13 protein-coding genes are annotated in these 15,469 nt (G+C 50.0%); 11 read left to right on the forward strand and 2 right to left on the reverse strand.

Going from position 1 to position 15,469, the window contains the following annotated elements; all coding sequences use genetic code 11:
* Nucleotide 1 precedes the first annotated feature (1 nt).
* The gene (locus D6024_RS27210; RefSeq protein ID WP_240409974.1) at nt 2–646 is read left to right on the forward strand and encodes a hypothetical protein; all 645 of its coding nucleotides are present in this window, start codon (nt 2–4) and stop codon (nt 644–646) included.
* On the opposite strand, the gene ileS is transcribed toward D6024_RS27210, so the two are convergent.
* Nucleotides 632–3,997 carry an isoleucine--tRNA ligase gene (gene ileS / locus D6024_RS06575; protein ID WP_121353798.1) on the reverse strand — a complete coding sequence of 1,122 codons (3,366 nt, stop codon included), beginning with the start codon at nt 3,995–3,997 and terminating at the stop codon, nt 632–634. The genes D6024_RS27210 and ileS overlap by 15 nt on opposite strands.
* A 423-nt stretch (nt 3,998–4,420) precedes the next feature.
* On the opposite strand from ileS, the gene D6024_RS06580 reads away from it, so the two are divergent.
* The 6 genes from D6024_RS06580 to D6024_RS06605 all read left to right on the forward strand — a co-directional run bounded on the left by D6024_RS06580 (nt 4,421) and on the right by D6024_RS06605 (nt 9,125).
* A complete protein-coding gene (locus D6024_RS06580) occupies nt 4,421–6,865 on the forward strand; it encodes a TonB-dependent receptor (protein WP_240409975.1) in 2,445 nt (814 codons plus the stop codon).
* Between the two features lie 329 nt (nt 6,866–7,194).
* The gene (locus D6024_RS06585) at nt 7,195–7,980 is read left to right on the forward strand and encodes an exodeoxyribonuclease III (RefSeq protein ID WP_121354139.1); all 786 of its coding nucleotides are present in this window, start codon (nt 7,195–7,197) and stop codon (nt 7,978–7,980) included.
* A 5-nt stretch (nt 7,981–7,985) separates the two neighbouring features.
* A complete protein-coding gene (locus D6024_RS06590; protein ID WP_121353799.1) occupies nt 7,986–8,300 on the forward strand; it encodes a DUF4286 family protein in 315 nt (104 codons plus the stop codon).
* An 80-nt stretch (nt 8,301–8,380) separates the two neighbouring features.
* On the forward strand, nt 8,381–8,575 hold the full coding sequence (locus tag D6024_RS06595; RefSeq protein WP_121353800.1) for a hypothetical protein: 195 nt from the start codon (nt 8,381–8,383) through the stop codon (nt 8,573–8,575).
* Between the two features lie 36 nt (nt 8,576–8,611).
* Entirely contained in the window at nt 8,612–8,881 is a 270-nt protein-coding gene (locus tag D6024_RS06600; RefSeq protein WP_121353801.1) for an HU family DNA-binding protein, read from the forward strand.
* 115 nt (nt 8,882–8,996) lie between these two features.
* The gene (locus tag D6024_RS06605) at nt 8,997–9,125 is read left to right on the forward strand and encodes a 30S ribosomal protein THX (protein ID WP_121353802.1); all 129 of its coding nucleotides are present in this window, start codon (nt 8,997–8,999) and stop codon (nt 9,123–9,125) included.
* A gap of 79 nt (nt 9,126–9,204) precedes the next feature.
* Here the strand turns inward: D6024_RS06605 and pdxH are convergent, their stop codons facing one another.
* Nucleotides 9,205–9,849 (reverse strand): pyridoxamine 5'-phosphate oxidase, encoded by a 645-nt coding sequence (gene pdxH, locus D6024_RS06610; protein ID WP_121353803.1) that lies wholly within the window; start codon nt 9,847–9,849, stop codon nt 9,205–9,207.
* Nucleotides 9,850–10,083: 234 nt separating this feature from the next.
* Here pdxH and D6024_RS06615 point away from each other — a divergent pair, with 234 nt between their 5' ends.
* The 4 genes from D6024_RS06615 (at nt 10,084) to D6024_RS06630 (ending at nt 15,464) form a co-directional block, all read left to right on the forward strand.
* Nucleotides 10,084–11,607 carry a GH3 auxin-responsive promoter family protein gene (locus D6024_RS06615; RefSeq protein WP_121353804.1) on the forward strand — a complete coding sequence of 508 codons (1,524 nt, stop codon included), beginning with the start codon at nt 10,084–10,086 and terminating at the stop codon, nt 11,605–11,607.
* A 55-nt stretch (nt 11,608–11,662) separates the two neighbouring features.
* On the forward strand, nt 11,663–12,418 hold the full coding sequence (fabG, locus tag D6024_RS06620) for a 3-oxoacyl-[acyl-carrier-protein] reductase (protein ID WP_121353805.1): 756 nt from the start codon (nt 11,663–11,665) through the stop codon (nt 12,416–12,418).
* Between the two features lie 804 nt (nt 12,419–13,222).
* Nucleotides 13,223–13,786 carry a UpxY family transcription antiterminator gene (locus D6024_RS06625; RefSeq protein ID WP_121353806.1) on the forward strand — a complete coding sequence of 188 codons (564 nt, stop codon included), beginning with the start codon at nt 13,223–13,225 and terminating at the stop codon, nt 13,784–13,786.
* A 286-nt stretch (nt 13,787–14,072) separates the two neighbouring features.
* On the forward strand, nt 14,073–15,464 hold the full coding sequence (locus D6024_RS06630) for an undecaprenyl-phosphate glucose phosphotransferase (RefSeq protein WP_240409976.1): 1,392 nt from the start codon (nt 14,073–14,075) through the stop codon (nt 15,462–15,464).
* Nucleotides 15,465–15,469 lie beyond the last annotated feature (5 nt).

Here is a 15,469-nt window from a genome sequence, read left to right on the forward strand (position 1 = left end):
AGTGGGTCCGTTTTCTTCTTGTTTTTGTGAATTGTCCAATATGGATCGGGTGAAATCAGGCTCATACTTGATGGCCTTGTCCGTGCTTGTCTTCGGAATGACAACTTTCACAGGTTTTGCCGGCACCTTCGGAGCAGCGGCCGGTTTATTTTCCAGCGGCTTTGTTGCTGTTTTAACCGTTTCGTGGTTGGGTGCTGCCACTTCGGGTTTCTTTACCGGTTCGGCCTTGGGCTTCTCCGTTTTGGCAGGTGCCTTCGGCGCGGCCGGTTTTGCGGCTACGGCTTTTGCCGGGGTTGTCGCAAGCTTCTTCGGGGCTGCAGGGGCCGGTTTTTTTGCGGCTTCTTTTTTCGGAACAACAGCCGGCTTTTTCGCCGTTGCTTTTACAGCGGGCTTGGCAACAGGCTTTGCTGCAGGCTTTGCTTTCGCTGCGGGCTTGGCGGTTGTCTTGACCGGTTTTGCCGGAGCCTTTTTTGCGGCCGGCTTTGCTTTGACCGGTACAGGTTTAACAGCTTTTTTTGGAGCGGCTGCTTTCCCGGTAGCCTTTTGGGCAGGCTTTGCCGGCGCTTTTTTTGCAGGCTGGGCAGCTTTGCCTGACTTTTTGGTTGCTACCTTTTTTGTTGCCATACGGTTATTACCCTTTTTTTAAAACGATGACTTTCAACTGGTTTTCGTTAACCTCGATCTCAATGCCATCGGCAATCGTTGACGTAATTTCCAGCGTGTCTGCCAGAATTTCCGCGCAAATATAGTTATTAAATTTACTAAGTGAAGCGGCGATCCCATTGTTCGCTGCCACTTTAACGTCGATTCTGTCGGTCACATCAAAGCCACTGTCCTTACGGATTTTCTGGATTCGGTTGACAAACTCACGGGCATTGCCTTCGTCTTCCAGTTCCGGGGTGATGTTGATGTCCAGGGCCACGGTCAGCGGGCCTTTGCTGGCTACGGACCATCCCGGGATATCTTCACTGGTGATTTCCACCTCGGCCAGCGTCAATTCAACAGCCTCATCGTTAATGGGCAATGAATATCTGCCTTCTTTTTCAAATAAAGAAATGTCGTGCTGGGAAAAATTTTGCAGGGCCGTGGATACCGCTTTCATCCTGGCTCCCAGCTTTTTACCTAACGCAACGAAGTTGGGTTTGATCTTCTTTTTGATGAAGCCTTCGGTGTCTGTCAGGTACTCCATTTCTTTTACGTTCACTTCCGCTTTAATTAGGTCTTCCACCTTCTGCAATTGCTGTTCCATGGTTGGGCTCAGTACCGGAAGGAGCACCTTTTGCAAGGGTTGGCGGACCTTGATATTGGCCTTTTTCCGCAGCGAAAGCACGAGGGAAGAAGCATCCTGCGCCAGTTGCATCCGCTCTTCCAGCTCCGTATCGATCAGCTCTTCCCTTACTTCCGGGAAAAGAATATGGTGAACCGACTGCCCGTGATGTTTCCCGGTCACGGCGTTTAACTGGATAAAAATTTCATCACTAAAGAAGGGCGAGATGGGCGCCATCAGGCGAACAACGGTTTCCAGGCACTCGTAAAGAGTTTGGTAGGCTGCAATCTTGTCCTGCTCGTAGTCGCCCTTCCAGAACCGGCGGCGGCAAAGGCGCACATACCAGTTGCTCAGGTGCTCGTCCACAAAATCTTCGATCAGCCGGCCGGCCTGCGTCGGCTCGTATTCGTCCAGCGCCGCGGTTGCCTGCTTTATCAGGGTTTGAAGGGAAGAAAGAATCCAGCGGTCGATCTCCGGCCGTTCCGCCACCGGGATGTAGTCTTCCTTAAAGGTAAAACCATCCACATTGGCGTACAGTGCAAAGAACTGGTATGTATTATATAAGGTACCGAAGAATTTCCGCTGTACCTCTTTGATTCCTTCAATATCGAACTTCAGGTTGTCCCAAGGCGAGGCGTTGGTGATCAGGTACCAGCGGGTGGCATCAGCGCCAAACTGCTCGATGGTCTTGAACGGGTCTACCACGTTGCCGAGGCGCTTGCTCATCTTGTTGCCGTTTTTGTCCAGCACCAGGCCGTTGGAAACCACCGTTTTGTAGGCCACGCTGTCAAACAGCATCACGCCAAGGGCATGCAGGGTGTAAAACCAGCCACGGGTTTGGTCCACGCCTTCGGCAATAAAATCGGCCGGGAAATTTTGCGTAAACTTCTCCTGGTTCTCAAAAGGAAAGTGCCACTGCGCATAGGGCATGGCGCCACTGTCGAACCAAACGTCGATCAGGTCCGGTTCGCGGCGCATGGGCTTGCCGCTGTCCGACACGAGGATCACCTCGTCCACGTAGGGCTTGTGGAGATCCAAGATGCCGTTGTGCAGGTAATGCGTGTTCACGTCGCCACCCAACACCTCGCTGGCCTTGCGGATCTCGGCATTCAGTTCCTCAATGGAACCAATGCATTTTTCCTCCCGGCCGTCTTCAGTCCGCCAGATGGGCAGGGGTGTTCCCCAGTAGCGGCTGCGGCTCAGGTTCCAGTCCACCATGTTTTCCAGCCAGTTGCCAAAGCGGCCGGTACCGGTACTTTCGGGCTTCCAGTTGATGGTCTTGTTCAGTTCCACCATCCGGTCTTTCACGGCCGTGGTACGGATGAACCAGGCATCCAGCGGGTAGTAAACCACCGGCTTGTCGGTGCGCCAGCAATGCGGGTAGCTGTGCTCGTATTTTTCGACCTTGAAGGCCCTATTCTCTTTTTTCAACTTGACCGAAATGTCCACGTTCACGTCGACATAAGCCGGGTCGCTTTTATAGTCTTTAATGTAGCGGCCGGAAAATTCGCCCAGGCCATCCACAAATTTTCCCTCCCTGTCAACCAGGGTCAGGATACCAATATTGTATTTCTTTCCCACCCGGAAGTCGTCCGCACCAAAGGCCGGGGCGGTATGCACAATGCCGGTACCGTCTTCGGTGGTAACAAAATCGCCCAGTAAGATCCGCCAGGGTTTTGCGCCTGGGGTGATGGCCTGCACCGCCGCCAGGGAATTGGCTTCATCCGGCAGCAATTGTTCGTATTCGAGGCCTTCCAGTTCCGAACCTTTGAATTCGGCCAGGATCTTCCAGGGAAGCAGTTTTACTTTTTCATCGTAACTGTCAAAGTCACCATTCTCGCCTTCGGGCTTGAAATATTTGCCCAGCAGGGCCTTGGCCAAAATGACATTAACCGGCAGGTGCGTATAGGGGTTGAAAGTCTTGACCAACACGTAGTCGATGTTTGGCCCCACGGTCAATCCCAGGTTGGAAGGAAGGGTCCACGGGGTGGTCGTCCAGGCCAGGAAGAAAATTTCGCAGTTGGCAGTTGGCAGTTGGCAGTTGGCAGCCTGGAAAAGAAACGCACTTTTTTCATTTCTTACCGCCTTGAACATCGCCACGGCACTGGTGTCTTTCACATTGCGGTAGGTTCCGGGCTGGTTCAGTTCATGCGAGCTTAAACCGGTGCCGGCAGCCGGCGAGTAGGGCTGGATGGAAACGCTTTTGTACAGCAGTCCTTTTTCATACAACTGTTTCAGGCACCACCACAGCGTTTCGATGTATTCGTTGGTAAAGGTGATGTAAGGGTGTTCAAGGTCAACCCAGTAGCCCATTTTGGTGGTCAGTTCGTCCCACTTGTCTTTGTAGCGGAGCACGGCTTCGCGGCACTTCTGGTTGTATTCTTCAATGGAAATTTTCTTGCCGATATCCTCTTTGGTGATTCCCAGTTCCTTCTCCACCCCAAGTTCCACGGGCAGGCCGTGGGTATCCCAGCCGCCTTTGCGCTCCACTTTAAAACCCTGCATGGTCTTGTAGCGGCACACGAGATCTTTCAATGTACGGGAAATGACGTGGTGGATGCCGGGCATGCCGTTGGCGCTTGGCGGGCCCTCGTAAAACACAAAAGGCTGGGCGCCTTCCCTTACTTCCACGCTTTTTTGAAAGGCGTTTTCACGCTGCCACCTGTCCAACACTTCTTTTTCGATCGCAGGCAGGTTAAGATGTTTGAATTCTTTATACCGATTGGCCATAAAGGGCTCCTTCCTTGTTTAAAATGTGTGCAAAGGTAAGAAAATACACTCCCTGTGGTTTGCGAAAACTGGGGAATTGGCGGTGATGGCTATTTGCTACTTGCCATTGGATCAACAGCAAAACCAGCTTTTTGTTTCCGGTTTTGCAGGGCCCCGCCTGACTATAGAGGAGCTTCTTATCGTCCTTCCTATTTGCAAAATGTCAGGCCTGTGTCATTTTTCGTATGACCTGACTTCTGTCCTGTCGCTATTTGATTTATATCACTGCCACACGCATGCTGAACGGACAGTTTTGCGCCTGACGATTTTTTTATGATGCATCTCAAGACAACGACAAGTTTTTCCACTTTCCGTAAAGCCTTTTTCCCGATCCGGCAGCAAAAAAAGGCCGGTCTCGGCTCTCTTTGCAAAAAAATATTGACCGTGAGACGAGTTGTTCTTTTTTCCTTGCTGACATTTAATTTATATACCCTTGCACAGGCCGGAACTGCGGCGCCCCGTTTTGCTGCCGCTATCGATATTCCTGCTGCAACCATCACGGGCCAGGTGAAGACCGCCGATGGTCGGCCGGCAGCTTTTGTAACCGTGCTAATAAAAGAAAATAAAAAACTGACCCTGACCGATGAAAACGGAAATTTTGTAATCAAAGGCCTCAAAGAAGGAACCTATACGCTTGAGATCACCATGGTCGGTGTAAAGCCGCAAATCAATACCGTCCAGATAAAAAAGGACGAGACGCTTTCTCTTTCGTTTATGCTGGAAGAAAATGCAGGCGAATTGTCGGCCGTTGTGGTGACCTCTGGCCGTTCGCTGAACAACCGGCCCGTATCGATTGGCAAGATCACGATTCACCCAATGGACCTGCCGCAAAGCATGGCAGTGGTGGGGCAGGGGTTGATCCGCGAGCAGCAGGCGCAACGCCTGGGCGATGTGATCAAAAATGTGAACGGCGTCTATGTAACCACCACCCGCGGCGCTGTGCAGGAAAGTTTCGGGGCTCGGGGCTATGGCTTTGGCAGCAGCAACCTGTTTAAGAACGGTGCCCGCATCAACTCCGGTGTAATGCCGGAAATGAGCTCGCTGGAAAGAGTGGAAGTGCTGAAAGGCAGCTCGGCGATCCTGTTTGGTCAGGTGGCACCCGGTGGCATTCTGAACATGGTCACCAAACAACCCAAATTCGACGGCGGCGGCGAAATTTCCTTCCGTGCCGGGAGCTATGACCTGTACAAGCCTGCATTTGATATTTACGGACCCCTGTCTTCTTCGGTTGCTTACCGGGTTAACGGAACCTACGAATCGGCCGGCAGTTTCCGGGACCAGGTCACGTCCAGCCGCGCCTATATCAATCCCTCTCTTCTCTTTAAATTAGGAGAGAATACGGAGCTGGTTACCGAAGGCGATTACCTCTTTCACCGCTTTACGCCGGATTTTGGCATAGGCAGCCTGAATAATACAACGATTCCATCGGTGCCCCGTTCCCGTTTCATGGGCACGTCCTGGCAGTACAATAAAACAAAACAGGCAACCGCAACCGCAACACTGAAGCACCGGTTCAGCGATGCCTGGAAACTCAATGCCTCTGTCGCTTACCAGTTATACCAAAGAGATTATTATGGTGTGGAACGAATCCAGGCGGCTTCGAACGGCGACTGGACACGACCGCTGGGTAAAATTCTTTCACGCGAAGATTATTCTACCGGCCAGGCGAACCTCAATGGAAAATTTGCTACCGGCGACTGGGAACATAACCTGCTGACCGGCGTAGATGCCGATCATTATATCACCGTAAACAACGATTTCCGTTTCCCGGCCGTTGCCGGGCTGCCCGCAGGTGGTTACGACAAGATTAATATCCTCGATCCCGAAAAATACATGCAGCGCACCGATGTGCCCGAGGCTACGCCCATCCGCAAACGAAATGCGCCGGTGGATCGGTTCGGGGTATATGCGCAGGACCTGATCAAGATTTCTTCCAAATTCAATGTGCTGGCAGGCCTTCGCTGGTCGTACGTGGCAACAAAAGGCATTGATAGCACCAACCTGCTTACCGGTGCGCAAACAATTGGGGCAAGCCGTTACGACCAGGCCTGGTCACCCCGTCTGGGACTTGTTTACAAACCGTCTGCGAACACGTCTTTCTTTGTTTCGTACGCCAACTCCTTTGTGGTGAATACGGGCCAGGATGTTGAAGGGAATCCTGTCAAACCTTCTCTGATTGATCAGTACGAAGCGGGGGTGAAGAATGAGCTATTCAACGGCCTGCTTTCGGCAAACGTGACCGTGTACCGGATCAAAAACAATAACCTGGCACAAACGGCACCATTCCGGATCGACGGTACGCCCAACACGGACGCGGGGATTAAACAATTGACCGGCCAAACCACCAGTGATGGTGTGGAAGTGGACCTGGCGGCACACCCGGTGAAGGGGCTGGATATCCTTGCCGGCTATAGTTATAATTATATGCGCTACACCAAAACGGATACGACGGTTGGCAGTTTTAAAACCGGCGAACGCCTGGTGAACAACCCGGCACATACTGCCAACGGAAGTATATTTTACACCTTTGGCAACGGGTTGTTGAACGGGCTGAAAACCGGTGTAACAGTGGTGTACACCGGCGATCGTTTTGGTGGATGGAACACGGATGTCGTATCAACCAACCCGGTGAAATACCGGACACGCATTTTCCCGGTTGAAGGTTTCACCACGGTTGACCTTTCTGCCGGCTATACGTACAAAAAGATTTCCCTGATGGGCAAAGTGCCCAACCTCACCAATGCACTGAATTATTATGTGCACGAGAACTACAGCATCAACCCCATTCCGCCAGCCCAGTTTGTGGCTACCGTATCGTATAAATTTTAAGGAAATTATTTTTGAAAAGGCAAGACCCCGGAGGTTTTAAAATCCTCCGGGGTCTTTTGCGCTGCGGAAAAAGATTGGTAAAAAGATGTTTGAGCAGGCAGCGGAAAGCATGAACAGGTGTAGGGAATGAGAACGTTTTCGTTGACGCGTAAGAGGCGCTTTATAAAAGGCGCCTCTTGTTGTTTGAAAGCGTTTGGCACGAAGCATGCACAGTGTATTGTTCTTTTGGAAAAACGATTTGCCCTGCCAATTTTCCTGTCCTGATTGTGCCATTTATTCAATTCGGGCCGTTGCGGATTATTCTGTTCAGGAAGACTATTTTTGACGCCATGAAAATCATCAGCTACAATGTCAACGGCATTCGTGCAGCCATGAAGAAAGGCTTCGTGGAATGGCTGCAAACCCATCCCGCCGATGTGATCTGCATACAGGAAAACAAGGCACAGCAAAGTGATGTGGACGCCAAACTGTTCAATGATCTCGGCTACCACGATCACTGGTTTTGTGCGCAGAAAAAGGGCTACAGCGGTGTGACTGTTTTTTCTAAAATTCATCCGGACAATGTGCAATGCGGAACAGGCCACCAGGTAAGTGATGACGAAGGCCGGGTGATTCAACTGGATTTTGGAAAGGTGAAATTGATCAACGCCTATTTCCCGTCCGGTACCTCCGGCGACGAGCGGCAGACCTACAAATACCAGTGGCTGGATGAATTTTACGATTATGTGCAGGTGCTGCGGGAAAAGAACCCGTACATTATTCTTTGCGGCGATTACAATATTGCCCACAAGGAAATCGATATTCACAATCCGGCAGGAAACAAAAACACCTCCGGCTTTCTGCCCGCCGAAAGAGCCTGGATGGATAAGTTTTACAGCAATGGCTGGGTGGATGTGTTTCGCCATTTCAGGCCGGAGCCGCACCGTTATTCGTGGTGGAGCCAGCGTTTTCCCAAAGTGCGCCTGGAAAACAAAGGATGGCGTATCGACTATATTTCTGCAACGGAAAAATTAAAGCCCTTCTTAAAAGATGCGGAGATTTATCCCGATGTGAAGCACAGCGATCACTGTCCCGTGTATGCGGATATCGACGTGGAAAAAATCAACGAAAAATAACCGTGATGTCAGAAGCGATCATCTATAATGTAACGGTGAAAGTGGACGCCTCTATTGCCGATGCCTGGCTGCAGTGGCTGAAGGACGAACACATTCCGCAAATGTTGCAAACCGGCTGTTTTACCGGCGCCAAAATCGTTCGCCTGCTGGAGGTAGACGAAAGCGAAGGACCGACGTACGCCATTCAATACAGCGCCGAAACCAAAGCCGATTATAACCGGTACATTACGATGCATTCGGCGGGCATGCAGCAAAAGTCGTACGGCAAATGGGGCGATCGTTTCATTGCGTTCCGAAGCGTCATGCAAGTGGTCGGCTAAGATTCTGCGTCCGAAATGCAATTCGCAAGCCTTGTCGAATCATACATTCTCTACCTGTATTGGATTAAATCGTGTGCCGGATGTGGACGGTGGTGTTTTGTGCGTGGTCTCGTGAAACGCTGATGCAGCAAGGCTTTGCGCCGATGTGCGTAAAAGCCGAAACGTACTTATGCGCAGGTCATTCGGCTGAAACCCTTAACCACGGCGGCTTACAGCCTGCGATGCTTTTTGAAAAAAGGACGAAAATTATTTTGTTGCTATGGAAAACCGTCTAAATTTGTTCCATTCAATTTTGAATTAAAAAAATAACTATGAACAAAGCTGAACTGATCGCGAAGATTGCCGAAGATGCTGGCATCACCAAAACACAAGCCAACACTGCCCTGGATTCTTTTGTGGAAGCTGTAACCAAAACCCTGAAAGGTGGTGGTAAAGTAACCCTGGTGGGTTTCGGAACATTCTCTGTTTCGAAGCGTGCTGCCCGCAACGGCCGCAACCCCCAAACAGGTGAGGTAATCAAGATCAAAGCTCGCAAAGTTGCCCGCTTTAAAGCTGGTAAAGAGCTTTCTGCCAAGTTGTAACCAACTGCAAAACCGTATTAAAAGTCCCGCATTTTTTGCGGGACTTTTTTATTTTCTCCGCCATGGCCTTGGCTGCGGCCATTTTTTTCCGACATTTGCCACCTAAAATTTTGATATGGGAAGAGGTGATAAAAAAACCAAAAAAGGAAAAACCTTCAAAGGTTCTTTCGGCAAGTGGAGACCGGCAAGCAAAAAGAAAATTTCTGCAACCGCTCCGCAAGTGAAGAAAGCAACAGAGGAATAAGCAATTTGCAATAGGCAATTGGTAAAGTGTTTACAGAAAGATCATGGCCAATTGTCTATTGCCTATTCCTCATTGTACACTACGGTGCCAACCGCTCAATCTTCCAGGCGCCATTTTCTTCCATCGTATACTGTATCCTGTCGTGCAGGCGGCTGTAACGGCCCTGCCAGAATTCGATCATCACAGGCTTTACCATGTATCCGCCCCAGTGTGGTGGACGCGGTACGTCTTCATTGCTGAATTCCGCTTTTCTTTCGTCAAATTTTTGTTCCAGCCATTCCCGGTTCTCGATCACCTGGCTCTGTGGCGAAGCCCACGCACCAATGCGGCTGCCGATCGGACGCGACTGGAAATAGGCATCGCTTTCGGCCGCCGGTAATTTGGAAACAAGGCCCATGATCCGTACCTGCCGTTCCAGTTCCTTCCAAAAAAACACGAGGCTTGCTTTGGGGTTTTCGTCTAATTGAGTCCCTTTAAAACTTTGGTAGTTGGTGAAAAAAACAAACCCGTTTTCATCAAATCCTTTGAGCAAGACAATCCGGGCCGAAGGAAGTCCATCGGCCGATGCCGTGGCAAGAATCATGGCGTTCGGCTCCGGCACTTCGGCGGCAAGGACCTGCGTCCACCACCGTTGAAATTGTTGAATGGGATCGGCCGCAATATCTTTTTCCAACAGGGTTTCCGATGCGTATTCTTTTCGGATATCAGCAATGGCTTTGTTCATGCAGGCGAAGGTAGGCATGGGTTTGCTGCGGTCTGGGTGATTTCCCTCAGGGCTTAGGAGATAAGCTGTTCGAGGTTGGAAGAACTTTGTCTTTCAATTCAATCTTGGGACAGGCTGTTATGCAAAGGCATGCGGAATGGGAAAGGAAACGCCGGTATTGTGTTCAACCGCAAACCTCGAACAATGGAAACTGAACCTCGAATATTTCTCCGCTTTTCCCGTTAACTTGCCCCGGTGAAACTGTTTTCCCCGGCCATATCGCGACTTGCCCGCCTACGCCTCTGGTCCATCGAACAATGGATGGCCGAACCGGCAAAGGCACAATATGCCGTGTGGCAGGATCTGCTGGCTGCGGGGCAATACACGGAATTTGGCCGTAACCACGGCTTTTCCCACATACAATCGCTGGCCGATTATAAAACCGCGATACCCTTGCAGCGCTACGAAGACCTCAAACCCTTTATCGACCGCATGATGAAAGGAGAGGAAAATGTGCTCTGGAACACACCCATTTCCTGGTTTGCCAAAAGCAGCGGCACCACCAGCGAAAGGAGCAAATTTATTCCTGTCAGCGAAGAGAGTTTGCAGGACAATCATTACAAAGCCTCGAAGGACGTGTTGTCGCTTTATTATATCTCGCATCCCGAAAGTGACCTGCTCACCGGCAAGGGGCTGGTGATTGGCGGCAGTCACCAGATCAATCAATTCAACCAGGATATTCAATATGGCGACCTGAGTGCCGTCATCCTGCAGAATTCTCCGTTCTGGAGCAACTGGATCCGCACGCCGGACCTGGCGATTGCGCTGATGGACGAATGGGAAGAAAAACTTGAAAAGCTGGCTCAAAGCACCATCAGCGAAAATGTGACGTCAATGGCGGGTGTGCCTACCTGGCTGATCGTTTTATTGAAGCGCATTTTGGAGATCACCGGCAAAGAAACCATTAAGCAGGTGTGGCCGGCGCTGGAACTGTACATGCATGGCGGCGTGAGCTTTGTGCCTTACCGGCAACAGTTTGAAAAGCTGATTGGAGCACCAATCAACTACATGGAAATGTACAATGCGTCGGAAGGTTTCTTCGCGGCGCAGGACGACCTGACGCAGGAAGGCATGCTGCTGCTTTGCGACCACGGAATTTTTTACGAGTTCATGCCGGCATCCGAATGGGACAGCGCCCATCCGCGGACCATTCAACTGGATGAAGTAGAGCTTGGGAAAAATTATGCGCCGGTCATTACCACCAACGGCGGCCTGTGGCGCTACCTTTTGGGCGACACCATTCAGTTTACTTCTTTACATCCTTTCCGCATCAAGGTTTCCGGCCGGATCAAGCATTATATCAATGCCTTTGGCGAGGAAGTCATCGTTGATAATACCGACAAGGCGCTGGCGCTGGCCTGCGAACGAACCGGGGCCGCCGTTTCCGATTATACGGCAGCACCCATTTACTTTTCCGAAGCCGGCAACGGCGCACATGAATGGCTGCTGGAGTTCGACCGCGAGCCGCAAAGCTTGGTGCAGTTTGTTGCCGAACTGGATGCGGCGCTTCAGCAAATCAACAGCGATTACGAAGCCAAGCGGTACAAAGACATTGCCCTCCGGATGCCGGAAGCGACCGTACTTCCAAAGGGAAGTTTTGCAGCCTGGCTGGGCAGCAAAGGCAAACTGGGCGGCCAGCACAAAGTGCCACGGTTAAACAATGACCGTACCGTACTGGAAGAAATCAAAGCGTTTGCTGCGGCTTCCATTCCGAAATAATCTGCACAGCATCAAACAGCAATCCTTTACTTTGCCGGACTAAAAATCAACCGATATGAGACTTCTGGAAAACAAAGTTGTGATTGTGACCGGCGCTGCTCGCGGCATTGGTGAAGGCGTTGCCCTGAAGATGGCCGAACATGGAGCGCATGTGGCCTTTACCTATGTTAGCGAAAGCAGTGCGGAAAAAGCAAAAGCACTGGAAGAAAAACTGGTATCACTCGGTATAAAAGCAAAGGCCTACCGGAGCAATGCAGGTGAGTTTTCAGAATGCGAAAGCTTTGTGTCGGACGTGGTGAAAGAGTTTGGTTCGGTGGATGTCTGTGTCAATAACGCCGGTATCTCCAAAGACAACCTGTTGCTGCGTATGACGCCGGAGCAGTGGGATGACGTGATGAACATTAACCTGAAAAGCGTTTTTAACATGACCAAGCTGGTTATCCGTCCCATGATGAAGGCAAAAAGCGGCAGTATCATCAACATGAGTTCCGTGATCGGGCTTATGGGCAACGCAGGCCAGGGCAGCTATGCGGCTTCGAAAGCCGGTATTATTGGATTTACCAAATCGGTAGCCAAGGAACTCGGAAGCCGTAACATCCGCTGCAATGCCATTGCGCCGGGTTTTGTGGAAACCGATATGACTTCTTACCTGAAAGAAGGCGAACAGGCCGAAAAATACAAAGCCGGAATTCCCCTCGGCAAATTTGCTACGACGGAAGACATCGCCAATGCCACCCTATTCCTGGCCTCGGACCTGAGCGGTTATATTACCGGTCAGGTGCTAAGTGTCGATGGCGGACTGTATATGTAAAAAAATCCCGGCAGGCTGCGTTTCAACGGATGATCTTCCGTACAAGCGCAGCCTGCTTTGTTTTTTATCGCCAGCAATTTTCGTGAGTCCCCATTGGCGTATAAAATTCTCGTTTGGAGCAAATCGGCTCTTTCCCGTTGGTGTCACTTTCCCAGCAACTGCTTTTACCTGCCCGGCCTCACGGTGCGGTTGTCCATTCGTGAATGAAAACGTTTGGATGAGGGCCGCTTTTCCTAAAAGAAAAATTGATCTTCCTCGAATCACTTTTGTATTCCATATACCAAATAGAAACGGACAGTTTAAAAAAAATCATTTGGTGTGATCGCCAGAACATGGTAAATTTAATTGACTCTAATTTCCCCTGTTAAACCGTTTGGGTTCTGTAGTAAAACCAACGTAAACCACAACCATCGTTCTCATTTGTTTCAGTATGAATGTTTTTTGTTGCCGTTCATCTACACTGCTGCCCGGGAAATGCGCCACGTAGCCGAATGTTGGTTGGCAACGGATTTGTATTAGTCTATGACATTTCTCAAAATGACGTATTTGTGAATTGTTGTGGCGGCCTTTGAGAATCGAAATTGATTTTTATAAATTCGCAAAACAGATAATGTGTTCCAGATTTGAGAGCATTTTGCGAACTGTAAAAAGTAAACTCCTTATCCTCATAAAAAGCTAACTGGAAATTCCTTTTTCCGTTTGTACAGTTTCTATGGGCATTGTCGGTTTTGTCAGAACGAACCTGTTACCGGGATCGGCGAAGCCCTAAATAAAAAAAATCAAGTTCACCCAAACCCGTCTTATATGAATACAAACCCCGTTTGGTATGCTGTCTATACCAAACCCAAATGGGAAAAGAAAGTTGCGGAACTTTTGACCCGGAAGGGAATTGAAAACTATTGCCCTCTCAACAAGGTGATGAAGCAGTGGCACGATCGGAAGAAGCTGGTGGAAGAACCTTTATTTACCTCGTATGTTTTCGTTTGTATAACGCCGGCAGAACTGACCGAAGTGAAGAAAACCGATGGAATCATCAACTTCGTTTATTGGCTTGGAAAACCAGCCATGGTCAGAGAAGAGGAAATTGAAACCATCCGCGACTTTTTGTGCTCTTACCGTGAAGTTCAGCTTGAAAAAACCAGGATAAAACCGGAAGACTCCATCCAGATCATCAACGGGCCGCTGATGAACCGCGAAGGAAAAGTGCTGGAGGTTCACCAGAAAACAATCAAGGTGATTTTGCCCTCGCTGGGGCATGCACTGGTTGCCCAGGTGGAAAAAGCAAGCGTGGAAGTCATTACTGCCAAGGAAACAAATTTCAGGCAGGAGCTTTCCTCACCTTCTCTCAAAAATTTCAAGATCGCCTAACACGCCGGGAATTGAGTCTTTTTAACCCGGCCAACCTGTAAACGGGGCATCACTTCTTTGGTTAGAAGGCGAAGCCCCGTTTTCCCTGGACCAGCCCGGCGATTCCCCGTCATCTTTTCGCAACCTGTCAACCGCAGTTTTTGGTGGAGATCAGCACCTCTTGTGGTGCTTGCTGTTTCTGCTGGCGGCTGTAAGCCCAGGTCCTTTTTCAAATAACCGGCCGGCAGGCCTGATATGTTTCTTGGTGTAAGAACAAAAAATTTGATTTCAAACCATTACTTACCGCATGATGAACAATCGTTACTCCCGCATACTACAGTTCTACGAAATCACGATGGATTTTACCACGCTCAACATTGTGTATTTTCTGACACGCTACCTGATGCGGGACAGTATCTCCCTTGCCAGTACGGAATATTCCTATTTCTGGCTATGGCTCAATACCGCCTGGCTGCTTACCAGTTGGCTAAGCCAGTTATACGGGGAAAATTCCATGGCTTCCTTCGAAGGCTTTTCCCGCCGAAGCATGCATACCTATTTTTACTGGGCCGTACTGGTTTTGACCTACCTGTTTTTTACCCGCCAGTTAGCGATATCCCGGTTGTTTATCCTGGTGATCATGGTGAGTTACGGATGCATGCTTTTGCTGAACCGCCTGCTGTTTTTGATGGTGCGAGGCTATTTACGGGAAAAGCAGCTCTTTTGCCGAAAGGTCATTATCCTCGGCTACAACGAAACTGCCAAAAAGCTTACGACCTATCTCGAAGACGAAGACAACCTAACCGAGATCGTCGGCTATTGTGAAAAGGAAGAGAATGTGAGCGAGCTAACGCATTACCCTGTGCTGTCGCGGCTGGAAAACGCGATGCAGGTTGCCATGCAATACAACGTGGAAGAAATCTATTCAACCATCGCTCCCGAACACAATTTTGCTATTTACCAGTTGATGAAAGAGGCCGAGCAGGCCTGCATTCGCTTTCGTTTTATCCCGGACATGAGCTTTTTCATCAACCGGTCCTACCATGTCGAATACATGAAGGATATACCGGTGCTGACCATGCGCCGCGAACCGCTGGAGGACAGCCTCAACCGGATGAAGAAACGCATCATGGATGTGTTGGTGAGTTCCTTCGTGATTGTTTTTTTACTGTCGTGGATGATTCCCCTGCTGGGATTGCTGATCTGGCTGGAATCTCCGGGACCGATTTTTTTCCGGCAAATGCGCAGCGGCCGCAATAACAAGCCGTTTAAATGCATCAAGTTTCGCAGCATGAAGCGAAGCCAGGACGCCAATTCGAGGCAGGCAACGAAGAATGATGATCGACTTACAAAAATTGGCCGCTTCATTCGTAAAACCAGTCTCGACGAATTTCCGCAGTTCCTCAATGTGTTTGTGGGAGAAATGAGTCTCGTAGGGCCGCGGCCACACATGCTGAAGCATACCGATGATTATTCCAAACTGCTGGAGGAGTACATGGTGCGTCACTTTGCCAAACCGGGCATCACCGGCTGGGCACAGGTGAATGGTTACCGCGGCGAAACGCGAACACTCGAGCAAATGCAGGGAAGGGTTCAGTACGATATCTGGTACCTTGAAAACTGGAGCCTTTGGCAGGATGTACGGATCATGTTTCTTACCGTCATCAATATATTTCGCGGGGAGCAAAATGCCTTTTAGCAGGG

It is taken from the genome of Flavisolibacter nicotianae, from assembly GCF_003628535.1.
GTDB lineage: Bacteria > Bacteroidota > Bacteroidia > Chitinophagales > Chitinophagaceae > Flavisolibacter > Flavisolibacter nicotianae.

Bases quoted from the DNA above. Each gene is read 5' to 3' on its own strand.
- ileS (WP_121353798.1), bottom strand. From the start codon at position 3,997: ATGGCCAATCGGTATAAAGAATTCAAACATCTTAACCTGCCTGCGATC.
- D6024_RS06585 (WP_121354139.1), top strand. From the start codon at position 7,195: ATGAAAATCATCAGCTACAATGTCAACGGCATTCGTGCAGCCATGAAG.
- D6024_RS06590 (WP_121353799.1), top strand. From the start codon at position 7,986: ATGTCAGAAGCGATCATCTATAATGTAACGGTGAAAGTGGACGCCTCT.
- D6024_RS06595 (WP_121353800.1), top strand. From the start codon at position 8,381: ATGTGGACGGTGGTGTTTTGTGCGTGGTCTCGTGAAACGCTGATGCAG.
- D6024_RS06600 (WP_121353801.1), top strand. From the start codon at position 8,612: ATGAACAAAGCTGAACTGATCGCGAAGATTGCCGAAGATGCTGGCATC.
- D6024_RS06605 (WP_121353802.1), top strand. From the start codon at position 8,997: ATGGGAAGAGGTGATAAAAAAACCAAAAAAGGAAAAACCTTCAAAGGT.
- pdxH (WP_121353803.1), bottom strand. From the start codon at position 9,849: ATGAACAAAGCCATTGCTGATATCCGAAAAGAATACGCATCGGAAACC.
- fabG (WP_121353805.1), top strand. From the start codon at position 11,663: ATGAGACTTCTGGAAAACAAAGTTGTGATTGTGACCGGCGCTGCTCGC.
- D6024_RS06625 (WP_121353806.1), top strand. From the start codon at position 13,223: ATGAATACAAACCCCGTTTGGTATGCTGTCTATACCAAACCCAAATGG.
- D6024_RS06630 (WP_240409976.1), top strand. From the start codon at position 14,073: ATGATGAACAATCGTTACTCCCGCATACTACAGTTCTACGAAATCACG.